General features: G+C 59.9%; 11 protein-coding genes and 1 tRNA gene. 10 read left to right on the top strand and 2 right to left on the bottom strand.

What is annotated here, in order from left to right; translation table 11 throughout:
- Window positions 1-96 precede the first annotated feature (96 nt).
- The gene (rtcR, locus tag BT173_RS01485) at window positions 97-1,686 is read right to left on the bottom strand and encodes an RNA repair transcriptional activator RtcR (protein ID WP_072426839.1); all 1,590 of its coding nucleotides are present in this window, start codon (window positions 1,684-1,686) and stop codon (window positions 97-99) included.
- A 328-nt stretch (window positions 1,687-2,014) separates the two neighbouring features.
- Here rtcR and BT173_RS01480 point away from each other — a divergent pair.
- The 9 genes from BT173_RS01480 (at window position 2,015) to BT173_RS19090 (ending at window position 9,651) form a co-directional block, all read left to right on the top strand.
- Window positions 2,015-2,086 (top strand) — tRNA-Phe (locus BT173_RS01480).
- Window positions 2,087-2,347: 261 nt separating this feature from the next.
- On the top strand, window positions 2,348-3,484 hold the full coding sequence (locus BT173_RS01475) for a slipin family protein (protein ID WP_072426838.1): 1,137 nt from the start codon (window positions 2,348-2,350) through the stop codon (window positions 3,482-3,484).
- Between the two features lie 43 nt (window positions 3,485-3,527).
- The gene (locus BT173_RS01470; protein ID WP_072426837.1) at window positions 3,528-3,890 is read left to right on the top strand and encodes a zinc-ribbon domain containing protein; all 363 of its coding nucleotides are present in this window, start codon (window positions 3,528-3,530) and stop codon (window positions 3,888-3,890) included.
- Window positions 3,891-3,900: 10 nt separating this feature from the next.
- Complete coding sequence (locus BT173_RS01465; RefSeq protein WP_072426836.1) at window positions 3,901-5,115, top strand: RtcB family protein; 1,215 nt, start codon at window positions 3,901-3,903, stop codon at window positions 5,113-5,115.
- A gap of 46 nt (window positions 5,116-5,161) precedes the next feature.
- Entirely contained in the window at window positions 5,162-6,658 is a 1,497-nt protein-coding gene (locus BT173_RS01460) for a hypothetical protein (RefSeq protein WP_139255991.1), read from the top strand.
- A 19-nt stretch (window positions 6,659-6,677) separates the two neighbouring features.
- Window positions 6,678-7,481: a nucleotidyltransferase domain-containing protein gene (locus tag BT173_RS01455; protein WP_072426949.1), complete on the top strand. Its 804-nt coding sequence runs from the start codon at window positions 6,678-6,680 to the stop codon at window positions 7,479-7,481.
- A 26-nt stretch (window positions 7,482-7,507) separates the two neighbouring features.
- Window positions 7,508-8,536 carry an RNA 3'-terminal phosphate cyclase gene (gene rtcA / locus BT173_RS01450; protein WP_072426834.1) on the top strand — a complete coding sequence of 343 codons (1,029 nt, stop codon included), beginning with the start codon at window positions 7,508-7,510 and terminating at the stop codon, window positions 8,534-8,536.
- Between the two features lie 80 nt (window positions 8,537-8,616).
- Window positions 8,617-9,270, top strand: a complete 654-nt coding sequence (locus tag BT173_RS01445; protein WP_072426833.1) for an SOS response-associated peptidase — start codon at window positions 8,617-8,619, stop codon at window positions 9,268-9,270.
- A gap of 195 nt (window positions 9,271-9,465) precedes the next feature.
- Entirely contained in the window at window positions 9,466-9,651 is a 186-nt protein-coding gene (locus tag BT173_RS19090; RefSeq protein WP_139255990.1) for a hypothetical protein, read from the top strand.
- Between the two features lie 85 nt (window positions 9,652-9,736).
- Here BT173_RS19090 and BT173_RS01440 read toward each other — a convergent pair whose 3' ends face one another.
- Window positions 9,737-10,624: an alpha/beta fold hydrolase gene (locus BT173_RS01440; RefSeq protein WP_245794110.1), complete on the bottom strand. Its 888-nt coding sequence runs from the start codon at window positions 10,622-10,624 to the stop codon at window positions 9,737-9,739.
- Between the two features lie 168 nt (window positions 10,625-10,792).
- Between BT173_RS01440 and BT173_RS01435 the strand changes: the two genes are divergently transcribed.
- Window positions 10,793-12,763 carry a helicase-related protein gene (locus tag BT173_RS01435; RefSeq protein WP_072426832.1) on the top strand — a complete coding sequence of 657 codons (1,971 nt, stop codon included), beginning with the start codon at window positions 10,793-10,795 and terminating at the stop codon, window positions 12,761-12,763.
- The last annotated feature ends 5 nt before the right edge of the window (window positions 12,764-12,768 follow it).

Raw genomic sequence — 12,768 nt, 5'->3', positions numbered from 1 at the left:
ACAGGATTTGTACTGCTCACGCCCGGCCACGCCGGGCGTGTTGCTGCCTGCTAGCTTGTGCACGCGCGTTTCACGTGGAACGCGCTACTGGCAGCGCTAGGCCAGCTCGTGCAGCTGCTTCCATTCCAAGCCAAAGCGGGCCAGATACTTGCGCAGGCGATCCGCATCGTTCGCCTTGGCCTTCTCCTGGCGCGACACCCCAAACAGCCGCCGCCCGGCATCTGACAGCGAATTCGACTGACGGCAGACCTTGAGCACGCTTTCCAGCTGCAAGCGGTCGAACAGATCAAGCTGCGCGAGCTGTTCCCCCAAGACGGCCGCTAGCGGGCTGTGCGCCTGATCACGCCAGGCGTCCTGCAAGCGGGCGATCTCTTCCTCCACCTCGGGCATGGCAATCCGCCCTGCTTCGGCCAGCGTGGCCATGCGGGTGACCGAGGCTGAGAGTTCGCGAAAATTACCGGCCCAGCGCGCATCAGGCGAGGCGGCGAACTTCAGGTAAGCGCGTCTGGCCTCGGCATTGAAACGCACCTGCTCACCCTGCTCGCGCGCAAAACGCTCCAGCTCGAACTCCAGATTGGGCTCGATATCCTCGGCACGTTCCGCCAATCCGGGCAGCTCGTAAGTCCACAGGTTTATCCGTGCGTATAAGTCCTCACGAAAACGGCCTTCTGCCACCCACTGGCGCAGATCGCGCACCGTACCGGCAATCAATTGAAAATCGCTGGCCACTTCCTTATCGCTGCCGAAGGGGAAGAAGCGCTTTTCCTCAATCGCCTTCAGCAGCATGGCCTGCTCATCCAGACCCAGCTCGCCGATCTCGTCCAGAAACAGCAGGCCGCCATCGGCACTACGCAACAGCCCTGCCCGCTCGGTCTGCGCACCGGTAAACGCCCCCTTCACATGGCCAAACAGGGCCGACATCGCGCTATCGCCACGCAGGGTCGCGCAGTTCACTTCCACAAAGCGGCCAGCCAGCTGATGGCGGCTGCGCTTCATTTCGTATACCCGCCGCGCCAGGAACGATTTACCGGCACCGGTGGGGCCGCAGAACAGCATCGGCGCCTTCGAGCGCATGGCCACCCGCTCGATCTGCTCGATCATGCGATTGAAGCGCGCATTGCGGGTGGCGATGCCCGACTTGAGAAAGGACACCGATTCATCGCGCTCGCGCGCAAAGCGGGTGGCGATCTTGTCGTAGCGGGACAGGTCGAGGTCGATCAGCGCGCAACTGCCCACCACCTCGGCCAGCTCCTTCTTGCGCGGCGGCGATGTCTGCAGCAGCTTGGCCGGCAGATAGCGCGCCTCGGCGAGCAGGAACCAGCAGATCTGCGCGACATGGGTGCCGGTGGTGATATGAATCAGGTAATCCTCGTGCTCGGTGTCGAAGGCATAGCCATGGGCGAAGTCATGCAGGCTCGCATACACCTCCTCGAAGTCCCATGGATCGCGCAGGTTGATTTCGACACTACGCACCTCGGTCTCGGGCGAGATCGCAGCGATATCTTCCTTGAGCCGCTCAAACAGGCTACGGCTGCGGCTGTCGTGCAGCAGCTCCAACCTATCGACGATCCAATCCTCCTGCTGGCACAGGCTGACCGTAGGCCGCCATTTCTCCCAACGATCGCGTCCCTTGCCCACATAGTCGAGCACGGTGCCTACAAAGCCGATCACCACGGTCTTCTTCATACACTTTTATCTTTTTGGATAAATCACTCGCTCATTGTATTGAGAATTCATATCTTCCTGATACAGCAACTTCGCTGATCAAGAAAATTCATCATTCAAAACATAGGCTTGGGTTTACTCATCGTCCGGGTGAAGGTGCTGGCACACCTTTCGCAATACTTATCCCGACCGCCGGAACGATGGCTGCCCTGGGTAAACGGATATCCACCGTGCCGGTGCGCACTACCAGGCAAGTCCGGTTGTGGGTGCGCATGCCGCGCCAAAGCGAAAGCGGTCACGGGCGATGCTGGGTAGCTTGCATCGGGTTCGACTCCCGATATCGCCGCCATTCGATAGCTCAATGGGTAGAGCAGCTGACAAAACCTCAGCCTGTCGCGGGTTCGACTCCCGCTCGAAACCACCCTCCAAAGGTGATTGATCTGAAGTAGTTCGGCAGTACCCGGTGCGATGGAAACATCGCCGCCGACCTGGTCCGCTTGCAGGATTCAAGCGCCGGGCAGCCAGATCGGTCGTTGCAGCGCGCCTGAGCGGCACACGCAAATCATCCGCGTGACGTGACAGAGCACTGTGCGATCGACCTGGCCCCCCGGCAGCGTATCCGACAAGCCGATCAGGCCGGTGCCCGCCGGCTTTTACAGGCAATGAATAGGAGAAAAACAATATGTTGCAACGCTTTCTGATTCGCAAAAACGAGTGCGCGATCCTGCTGCGTGCCGGTGATTTCCAGCGCTTTCTGTCCGCAGGTGAATACACGCTGTTCGACCTGGGTCGGCGCTATAGCGTGTGTACCCTCCCGCTCGATGTCGCGCTGTTCGAACACCCGCTGGCCGATTATCTGCGCCGCGCAGAGCCTGCGCTGCTGGCCGAGCAATGCCATGTATTCGATCTGAGCGACGAGGAAGCGGGGCTGCGTTTCGAAAATGATGCGCTGGTGGAAATCCTGCCGCCGGGCTCGCGCAAGCTGTATTGGAAAGCCGCGGCCCCCCAACGCCTGGAGCGCATCGCACTGACCGAGAGCTATAGCGTGCCAGGCCCACTGCTGGCACGCATGGTTCAGCCGAATCTGCGCGGCAGGCCGATTGCGGGCCTCGCATCGGTGCTGATGGTGCAGGTGCCGGCCTTCCACGTCGGCCTGCTGCGGGTGGATGGCAAGCTGACCAGCTTGCTGCAAGCCGGGCGCTACGCCTACTGGCGCTTCAACCGTGATATCGCGGTGGAACTGGTGGATACCCGCTTGCAGGCTCTGGAAGTAAGCGGGCAGGAAATCCTGACCCGCGACAAGGTGAGCTTGCGCATCAATCTGACCGCCAACTGGCAGTTCAGCGATGTGGAACTGGCCTACTCGCGACTGGCCAAGCCAGCCGAGCACATCTACCGCGAGCTGCAGTTTGGCCTGCGTGCCGCGGTGGGTACCCGCAGCCTGGATGAGCTGCTGGAAAACAAGCAGATCATCGACGAGGTGATAAGCCAGCATCTGGCCGCCAAGCTGCAGGGTTTCGGCGTCAGCATCTGCAGCCTCGGGGTGAAGGACATTGTGCTGCCCGGCGAGATGAAGCTCTTGCTGGCTCAGGTGGTGGAGGCAGAAAAAGCCGCCCAGGCCAATGTGATCCGTCGGCGCGAGGAAACCGGGGCAACCCGATCCTTGCTGAACACCGCCAAGGTCATGGAAGACAATCCGACCGCCTTGCGCCTGAAGGAGCTGGAAACACTGGAACGACTGGCGGAGCGGATCGACAAGATCTCGGTATTCGGTGGACTGGATCAGCTATTGAACGGTCTGGTGAAGATCAAGACCTGATCGGCAGACGGGCAACAGCCCGTCTGCAAGAAGGAGCAAGACGATGTTGAGCGGAAAGCAAAAGCGCGCGGCCATGCTGGCACGCCGTCAGGCCAAGCGGGACAAGGCCGCAATCGCCAGCTTGATCACGGCCACCCCCAGCCTGCGGCCGCCGGCCACGGTGGTGGTGAACAAGCAAGCACTGGCACCGTGCAACAGCTATGGCGAACCCGAGTTTGCCAAGCGAGGTTACTACCAGGACCTGATGTTCGACTGCCGCGACTGTGGCGCACGCCAGGTATGGAAGGCCGAACAACAGCAATGGTGGTACGAAATCGCCAAAGGCTATGTGTATTCAACCGCGGTGCGTTGCCTGAGCTGCCGTTTGGCACGGCGACTGGCCCACGGCGGTACCCCAAAAAAATAAGGAAAGCAGCATGAGCAATTACCGTACTTTGGCCGCCGCCGATGGCGCGCCGATCAAGATGTGGACCCAGGGCGTGCCGGTGGAAGCCGATGCCGAACAGCAGCTGATGAACACGGCCAAGATGCCCTTTATCTACAAGCACCTGGCCGTGATGCCGGATGTGCACCTGGGTAAGGGTTCGACCATCGGTAGCGTGATCCCTACGCTGGGCGCGATCATTCCGGCTGCGGTCGGCGTGGATATTGGCTGTGGCATGATGGCCGCGCGCACCACGCTGAGCGCGTCCGACCTGCCCGATAACCTGGCCGGTCTGCGCACGGCCATCGAGGCAGCCGTGCCGCACGGTAAGACCATGGGTAAGCGCGATAAAGGCGCCTGGGATTCCCCGCCCGAGACGGTCGACGCGATGTGGGGCGAGCTGCATGGCGGCTTCAAGCGCATTACCGAGAAATACCCGAGCCTGGAGCGCACCAATAACCATAAGCATCTGGGAACGCTGGGGACCGGTAACCACTTCATCGAGGTCTGTCTGGATGAGGAAAACCGTGTCTGGTTCATGCTGCACTCCGGTTCGCGCGGGGTGGGTAACGCTATCGGCAACCTGTTTATCGAGCTGGCCCAGGCCGATATGCGCCAGCACATCGCCAACCTGCCGCACCGTGACCTGGCCTACTTCGAAGAAGGTAGCCAGCACTTCGACGACTATGTGGAAGCAGTCGGTTGGGCGCAGGACTATGCGCGCCGTAACCGCGCGGTGATGATGCAGAACGTGATCGCCGCCGCCCGCAAGATCATCAGCAAGCCCTTCGCGGCCGATGTGGAGGCGGTGAACTGCCACCACAACTATGTGCAGAAAGAAACGCACTTCGGCCGTGAGGTGCTGGTCACCCGTAAGGGCGCGGTATCGGCACAGAAGGGCCAGCTGGGCATCATTCCGGGCTCGATGGGCGCCAAGAGCTTTATCGTGCGCGGCCTGGGTAACGAAGAAGCCTTCTGCTCCTGCAGCCACGGCGCCGGCCGTACCATGAGCCGTACCAAGGCCAAGAAGCTGTTCACGGTCGAAGACCAGATCAAGGCGACCGCCCACGTCGAGTGCCGCAAGGACGCCGACGTGATCGACGAGATCCCCATGGCCTACAAGGACATCAATCAAGTCATGGCCGCCCAGTCCGAACTGGTCGAGATCGTCCATACGCTGCGCCAGGTGGTGTGCGTGAAGGGCTAGAACAAGGTGCCGGTTGACCGGCACCAATAGATATACGGGAGAGAAAGTGTCACAAGCAGTCCAACCCTCGTTGCTCGAGAAGTGGTTCAGGTCATTGCTAGGTAGCAAGACGAACAGCGAACAGCAGCATAGTGTCACCAACGTTCAAGCTGCGCAGCCATCGCCGTCTTCGCACACGCTGGATCAAATCAGCTCGGTAAAGGCAGACCCTTGGTGGATGCTGCGCAAACGTGCAGAAGCCCTGGTAGACAAGGTAACGGATGAGACTGAGCTGATCGTCTTGTCTGGCAGCCGGGATGGGTTTGTGCGTGAACGCGCTTTGCAACGCTTGCAGCACTCGTTGGGGCCTCTGGTCCTGAGTGCAGCAATTGCGCGTCTGAACGACTTCCAACCGGAGATACGTGCCGTTGCAAAGGCCATCTATTCGGCGCATCTGGCCAAAGGCCAGGTAAGCGACTTTCTCGCGTGCATGGATGCGGTTTGTGCACTCCAGGACAAAACACGGCTTGATCACTCAGCCTTGCTGGAGCAAACAGCAGATTTATTACTCCAGGCAGATGAGGGCGTGCTTTTGGGGCGCATATTCCTCGAAACGCATGACAAGTCTGCTCGGCTGATCCTGCGTTGGATGCTGGCTCGCCTGGACAAGGAGGAAGTGGTCCGGCTTGCTATGTCTCATGCCAATCCAGTAGTTCGACTGTTGGCATTTGGTACGGTGCCTGCTCTGGAACCGCTGGCCCGACTAGCACTCGTTCGGACAGGGCTGGACGATCGTTACTCTGCTTTACGGTCTGCGGCCCTGCGCCTGGTATTGGATAGCGAACTACCCTCGGCAGAGAAACTGGAACTGTGCGTGCGGCGCTTGCTGGATACCAGCGGAAGCGTGCGGCAAACGGCGAGCTGGTACGCAGCCAAGTCAGGCGTTGACGTAAGTGCGCACTATGAAGCTGAAGCCGTGCGAGAGGATCTGACATCGTCTCAGCGACTTGTACTACTTGGAGAGGTGGCCAAACGTAAGTCGGCCATCGCTACAGAACTGGCCACAGCCTTGCTGGAGCACCCTCGCGCCGTTGTCCGGATTGCCGCGTTCAAGGTTCTGTTGCGTAGCGGTGGGGGCAATGAGGCCGCTTTGCTCAACAAAGCGTGGCGGGATACATCCTCCAAGCTGAGAACGCAGGTGGCCAGTCTGGTGGGGCGGGACATGGTGCTGGATAGTGAAAGTCTGCACGAAATGGCTAGCAGCGCCTGGATGAGGGGTGACACCCATGTGGCGGCCAGGCTAAGCGATAACTTGGGTTCCTGGGGAAAGCTGATTCTGGATCTGAAGTTGCTGCAACATGCACAAACCCGCGAGCGAGCGTTACGGCAAATTGAGGCAATCAATTTCCCTCAAAACTGGCTGTGCTACTCAAAACCCTATCCGCGTGATCAGCAGCAGATCAAAGCGTTGTTGGAAATAGATACGGTACGGACAGATTTGTCTGGCTACCCAAATGTGATTGATGGGCTCGATCGATCAGGCTGTTGGCCTGGAAGCACATAGCATTGAAGATGAATTACCCATGACTTTTCTTTTTGAACATCCCGTTTCTGATGAAATCCGCAGCCGCGTCGCCCTGGAACTCGACGCCATCGAGCAGCGCCACCAGGTAAAGGTGCTGTTTGCCTGCGAATCGGGCAGCCGGGGCTGGGGCTTTGCCTCGCCCGATAGCGACTACGACGTGCGCTTTCTGTATGTGCACCAGCGCGACTGGTATCTGCGCGTCGAAGCACAGCGTGATGTGATCGAAGTACCGATCAGCGATGAGCTGGACATCTGCGGCTGGGAGTTTCGCAAAGCCCTGCAACTGATGCACCGCGCCAACCCCACATTGTTCGAGTGGCTGGATTCGCCCGTGGTCTATCGCGAGGACAGCACGCTGTGCGCGCCGCTGCGCGAGCTGGCACAGCAGTTCTTCTCCGAACGCAAAGGCCGCTGGCACTATCTGTCCATGGCGCAAAAAACCTTCCGAGACCATCTGCAAGGTGAAGCACTTAGGTTGAAGAAATACCTGTATGCACTTCGCCCCTTGCTGGCCGCGCAATGGATCGATGCCGGTCATGGCATGCCGCCGATGCGCTTCGCCGATCTGGCTGAGCGCATGGTGACGGATAGCGAGTTGCGCGATGAGATCAATGCGCTGCTGGCCATCAAGATGGCTGCCAGCGAGGCGGAGTATGGTGCGCGCTTTCCGCGCATCCATGCCTTCATCGAGCGTGAACTGGCCGAGGAAAAACCACCGGCCGATTTCAAACGCCCGCAGGGGGAAATCGGGGCGCTGGACGCCTTATTGCAACGCGCCATTCAACACAGCTGCCCGGCCTGAGCGCCGGGCAGGAGAGTAAGAACACGATGAAATCAGAACAACACTGGATTGCACTGGATGGTGCACAAGGCGAAGGCGGCGGCCAGGTGCTGCGCAGCGCGCTAACGCTGAGCATGATTACCGGCACGCCGTTTGAGATTCAGCACATCCGGGCCAAGCGCAACAAGCCAGGTCTGCTGCGTCAACATCTGACCGCGGTCCAGGCCGCAGCCAGCATCTGCGGCGCCAAGCTGGACGGGGCGAGCCTGGGTTCACAGACCCTGCGTTTTTGCCCCGGGCCGATTCGCGGCGGCGATTATCGCTTTGCCATTGGTACGGCAGGCAGCGCGGGTCTAGTGCTGCAAACCCTCTTGCCTGCACTATGGTTTGCGGCAGTACCGAGCACGGTCAGCGTGAGCGGTGGCACCCATAACCAGGCCGCGCCGACGGCCGACTTCCTGATCCGGGTCTGGCAGCCGCTGCTGGCACGCATGGGCGTACGGCAAGACCTGCATATCGAGCGTTATGGCTTCTACCCGGCCGGTGGCGGCGTACTCAACGCCAGCGTGCAAGTCGGAAGTCAGCTGCAAAACCTGCAGTTGCTGGAACGCGGCGAACGCTTGGGCATCGCGGCTGAAGCACTGGTTGCCGCCGTGCCGGGTAGTGTTGCACGGAGGGAGCTGGACCGGATTCATGCACAAATCGCCTATGTGGATGGCCGGATTCGCGAACTGCCGGCCAACCAGGGTCCGGGAAATGTGCTGATGATGGAGCTGCGCCATGCCGCACTCAGCGAGATATTCACCGCCTTTGGCGAGCGCGGCTTATCGGCCGAGGCTGTGGCGGACCAAGCCGCGCGCGAGGCACGTCACTATCTGGATAGCCAGGCGGCAGTGGGCGAATACCTGGCCGATCAGCTGCTTTTGCCCATGGCCTTGGCGGGTGGTGGCGCGTTTACTGCCACCACGGCTTCCGATCATCTGCATAGCAATATCGCGGTCATCGAGAAATTCCTGCCGATCGAAATATCGGTCCAGGCCCAGTCCGGCGGGCATTACCTGATCGAGCTCGGTTAAGGGCACGGCTTCCCCGTCTGCACGACGCATCGCCCGGCCGTTATGCTGGCGGCTATCGTCATTCCCGCCCCGCTCACACTATGTGCACCAGCTACCAAGCCCCCGCGCCGGAAGCGCTGATCGACGCGTTTGAGATAGGTGTTCCCGGCGATACCTACCGGCGCGATGTGCATATCGGTTATCTGTCACCCATCCTGCGCCTAGCTGCGGGTTCCGATACGCAGCTGAGCTGCGCGATGGCGCGCTTTGGGCTGATTCCGGCCTGGGCCGAGGATGCCAAGATAGGCCGGCATACCTATAACGCGCGCAGCGAAACGGTGGCGGAGAAGCCGAGCTTCAAGCAGGCCTGGCGGCAAGGGCAGTTTTGTCTGGTGCCGATGTGTGGTTTTTACGAGCCGAATTACGAATCGGGCAAGCCGGTGCGCTGGCGTATTGCGCGTAGCGATGAAGCTATCTTCACCGTGGCCGGCATCTGGGATGTGTGGCAGCACCAGGGCGAGCGCGTGCTGTCCTTTTCGCTATTGACCATCCATGCCGATGGCCACCCCTTGATGGGGCGCTTTCACCGCCCCGATGAGGAAAAGCGCTCGCTGGTCATCATTCCCAAGCAGCGCCAATTGGCCTGGCTGAAGGCCAGCCCGCAGATGGCGCGCACCATGCTGAGCCTTGCGCCACTGGCCGAATTCACCGCCCATGACGCGGCAGACCGTCCACAGAATCTTTCCCTGTTCTGAACGCACATTGGCGACTTGGCTGGATAACACGCCTGTGGATAAGTCGCCGGTCCATTGCCTTGTCCAGCGCGTGAATGACTTTGCTTTACACAGGCCACCTAGCACCGCTATCCAACTGATTCAAATGAATAAAGCTGTCCGTTCGTAAAACCGGGCCAGCGTCTTTCTGCAGGCTTTCGCTGCACACATTTCGGCATGCGCGCAATCGGGGAGAAAACGCTTGGCGGTGTGGACAAGGCAGGTGGCGTTGCACGGCGAAAAAAGCGGCCACAAATCATGCACAAGCGCCATGGCGCGCTGTCCACAGGCAAAAAAATCGCCAAGTGGCTGAAATTTCTGGCGAATCGGACTTATCCACAGAAAGGTCTGCCCTTTATCTAACTATTACCAAACCTTACTTACTTAAATCATTGATATAAGCATTGTCTTCACGCACTAACGCCACAGCAGCCCAGCTTGCAGACCATCAAGCCGACTGCGAGCGCAAAAACGCGCTCACCCAGTCTGCTGCCTCTGTAGGCCTTTCCTGCATGAAGCAGTGACCACCGGCTACCTGCTGAACCACGATGGCCTGATTCAAACCCTGCAAGCGCTTTGCCGACTTGGCCACGAAGGGATAGCTGCTTTCACCATGGATCAGGCAAGTCGGCACAGCAATCGCGCGCAGTGCAGACCACAGGCCACGCGGCGTAGTACTGAAAATCGTCGCTTCGATCTCTGCCGGGCAGCGCAAACGCGCTTCACCGCCTTCATCGTGTTGCAGCGCATGCTGGATATAGGCATCGAAGGCTTCAGGCGCCCATTCACGAAACATGCCGCGGCCGTTTAGCGCATCTGCTGCGGCAACACGATTCGCCCAGCTACGTCGCCTGGCTTTGGCTTGTTTGGCCAAAGGCGTGAAATGCTGCAGACCAAGCTGTTCACCCAGTTGCAAGGCACGCACCATCCACGGCGTGAAGATGACGGGATCGAGCAACACGGCAGCACGAAAGCGCTGCGGGTGTTTAGCCAGCAGCAAACTGGTCAACACCCCACCAAAACTATGCCCCAGTGCATAGTGCGCAACGCCCTGCCATAGCGACGCATGCGCATCGAAAGCGGCCATGGCCAGATCCGCATTGCGGTTCCAGCCCAGAAACTGTTCACCGGCATCACTCACACCATGACCTTGGATATCGCACAGCCACAGATCGAAATGCTCGGACAGCGCGTGCAACATCGGGCTGTAGACCAAACCACACAGGCCATTGCCATGCAGAAAATGCAGCACAGGCTTGCCGCTAGGTGGGCTATGCCAACCACGCAGGGTGAGATTGGCTTCGGTCGTGTAGGACCAGGGTAAAAGGGGCAACATTGCGATAAATACCCAGCTGGAAAAGGAAGGAAAAACGCCGGCCAGCAGTTTGCTGGGGCTCAAATGGGACTATGCATGGATAATGCGTTATTGCGGCGCACAAGGCCGCTGCCGCAACACCCTCTTCTGGCCGGCCAAAACCCTGGCCACGCACGCAAATGAAAGCCTATGACCGATAGCAGCACGCCTACCCTGGATAACGAAGCCGCCTTGTTGAATGACTACCTGGAGGCACAGCGCGCCACGCTGGTCACCACGGATGGCAGTTACGCGGTATCGGTGCATGGCGAAATCCTGGTCGGTAAGCGTGTGGTGCCCTACCACCTAGTGCCGGATGAAGGTTTTCTGGGCAAGACCAGCAAATGGCGCAAGCTCGATATCGCCGAGCGCTACGCACTGCTGCAGGAACGCTGGAACGAGACAGCGCGCGCCAAACTGGAAAGCCAGCTGCAAAAATGTGCGGATGAGGTGATTGCCACCGCGCATCAGTACGAACTTGACCCAACCAGCGCGCTGCATGCGCTAATCGCCAAATACGAGCTGGCCCGTTTTCGCTGCACCTTGGCCCTGGACCGCATCAATGCCGCCAAGGGCAATCGGGCCGAGACGCAAAAGGCCGAGCAGACCCGTGATGCGGTCAATCTCTCGCTCTACCCCGAATCGTTCACCGTCGCACAAGGCATGAAGCGCCATTTCATTGCCGTGCTTGGGCCAACGAATTCCGGCAAAACCCACGCCGCCATGGAACATCTGGCAAAAGCCAAATCGGGTGCTTATCTGGCCCCGCTGCGCTTGCTGGCGCTGGAAAACTACACACGGCTGCAAAACGCCGGTGTGGCCGTGAGTTTGGTCACCGGCGAGCAACGCAAGCTGCACCCGGAAGCCACCCATGTGGCCAGTACGGTGGAAATGCTCAACCCGAATCGCCCGATTGAAGTGGCGGTCATCGATGAGATTCAGCTCTTGGACGACCCGGACCGCGGGGCAGCCTGGACGGCTGCCGTGTGTGGTGTACCAGCCAGTACCGTGTATCTGCTCGGTGCCTTGGAAGCACGCGAAGCGATTGAATCGCTGGTCAAGCGCGTGGGCGGTAGCCTGGAAGTGCGCGAGCTGCAGCGTAAATCGCCGCTGGAAATGGACAGGCAGCCGCTGGGATCGTTGAAAAACCTCAAGCCCGGTGATGTGCTGATCGCGTTTTCGCGCCGTGAAGTGTTGAACTGGCGCGACCAGGTGATTGCAGCAGGTTTCAGCGTATCGGCCATTTACGGCAGCCTGTCGCCCGAAGTGCGCCAGGCGCAGGCAGAGCGTTTCATCAATGGCGAAACCCAAATCGTGGTCGGTACCGACGCGATCGGCATGGGCCTGAACACCCCGGCGCGCCGGGTGATCTTCACCACCTCGAATAAATGGGATGGTTACGCCGAGGGCATGATCGCCGCACCCTTGGCCAAGCAGATTGCTGGCCGTGCCGGTCGATTTGGCGAGCATGCAGCCGGTTTCGTGGCGGGTCTGGACAGCTATACGCACAAGACGATTGCCGCGCTGTTGCGCCAGAAACCCGAACCGCTGCCCGATAGCGGCTTCTTCGTGGCACCCAATCTCGACTACCTGCAGCAGATCGCCAAGGCCACTGGCGAGAACCGCCTGCATGCGCTGCTCGAGCTGTTTACCAAGCACATCAATGTGCACGATGAATTCTTCCTGCCCTCCAATCTGAGCGATCAGATGGAAAAGGCGCGCTGGCTGGATAGTCTGCCGCTTACCCTCGCGGATCGCTTCACGCTCAGCCTGTGCCCGGTATCGACCAAGATTCCGTTGCTGGAACAAGCGCTGCAAGACTGGGCGCGGGCACGCGCGAACAAGAAAACTGCCCATGTGCTGGAAATGGGCGGCTACCAGGGCCGCAACGAGCTGCAGTTTTACGAAGACAGCTGCAAGCGCTATGCCGCCTATGCCTGGCTGGCCTACCGCATGCCCGATACCTTCCCGGATGGCGATATGGCGCAGATGATGATGCAGTCCACCTCGGAGAAGATCGACAAGCTCTTGCAGGTGCAGAACACCCGCTCGCGCCAGGGCAAACGCCCCGAGCAGCAGGCACGCCGCAGCGGCGGTGGCCAGTTCCGTCGGCGTAGCTGATGTTC

The organism is Chitinimonas taiwanensis DSM 18899 (genome assembly GCF_900119825.1).
GTDB classification, from domain to species: domain Bacteria; phylum Pseudomonadota; class Gammaproteobacteria; order Burkholderiales; family Chitinimonadaceae; genus Chitinimonas; species Chitinimonas taiwanensis.
This window is presented reverse-complemented; position numbering and strand designations above follow the sequence as displayed.

Coding starts and splice junctions, on each gene's coding strand:
- BT173_RS01440 (WP_245794110.1), bottom strand. CDS start 10,624: ATGTTGCCCCTTTTACCCTGGTCCTACACGACCGAAGCCAATCTCACC.
- BT173_RS01465 (WP_072426836.1), top strand. CDS start 3,901: ATGAGCAATTACCGTACTTTGGCCGCCGCCGATGGCGCGCCGATCAAG.
- rtcA (WP_072426834.1), top strand. CDS start 7,508: ATGAAATCAGAACAACACTGGATTGCACTGGATGGTGCACAAGGCGAA.
- rtcR (WP_072426839.1), bottom strand. CDS start 1,686: ATGAAGAAGACCGTGGTGATCGGCTTTGTAGGCACCGTGCTCGACTAT.
- BT173_RS01435 (WP_072426832.1), top strand. CDS start 10,793: ATGACCGATAGCAGCACGCCTACCCTGGATAACGAAGCCGCCTTGTTG.
- BT173_RS01470 (WP_072426837.1), top strand. CDS start 3,528: ATGTTGAGCGGAAAGCAAAAGCGCGCGGCCATGCTGGCACGCCGTCAG.
- BT173_RS01455 (WP_072426949.1), top strand. CDS start 6,678: ATGACTTTTCTTTTTGAACATCCCGTTTCTGATGAAATCCGCAGCCGC.
- BT173_RS01445 (WP_072426833.1), top strand. CDS start 8,617: ATGTGCACCAGCTACCAAGCCCCCGCGCCGGAAGCGCTGATCGACGCG.
- BT173_RS19090 (WP_139255990.1), top strand. CDS start 9,466: ATGCGCGCAATCGGGGAGAAAACGCTTGGCGGTGTGGACAAGGCAGGT.
- BT173_RS01475 (WP_072426838.1), top strand. CDS start 2,348: ATGTTGCAACGCTTTCTGATTCGCAAAAACGAGTGCGCGATCCTGCTG.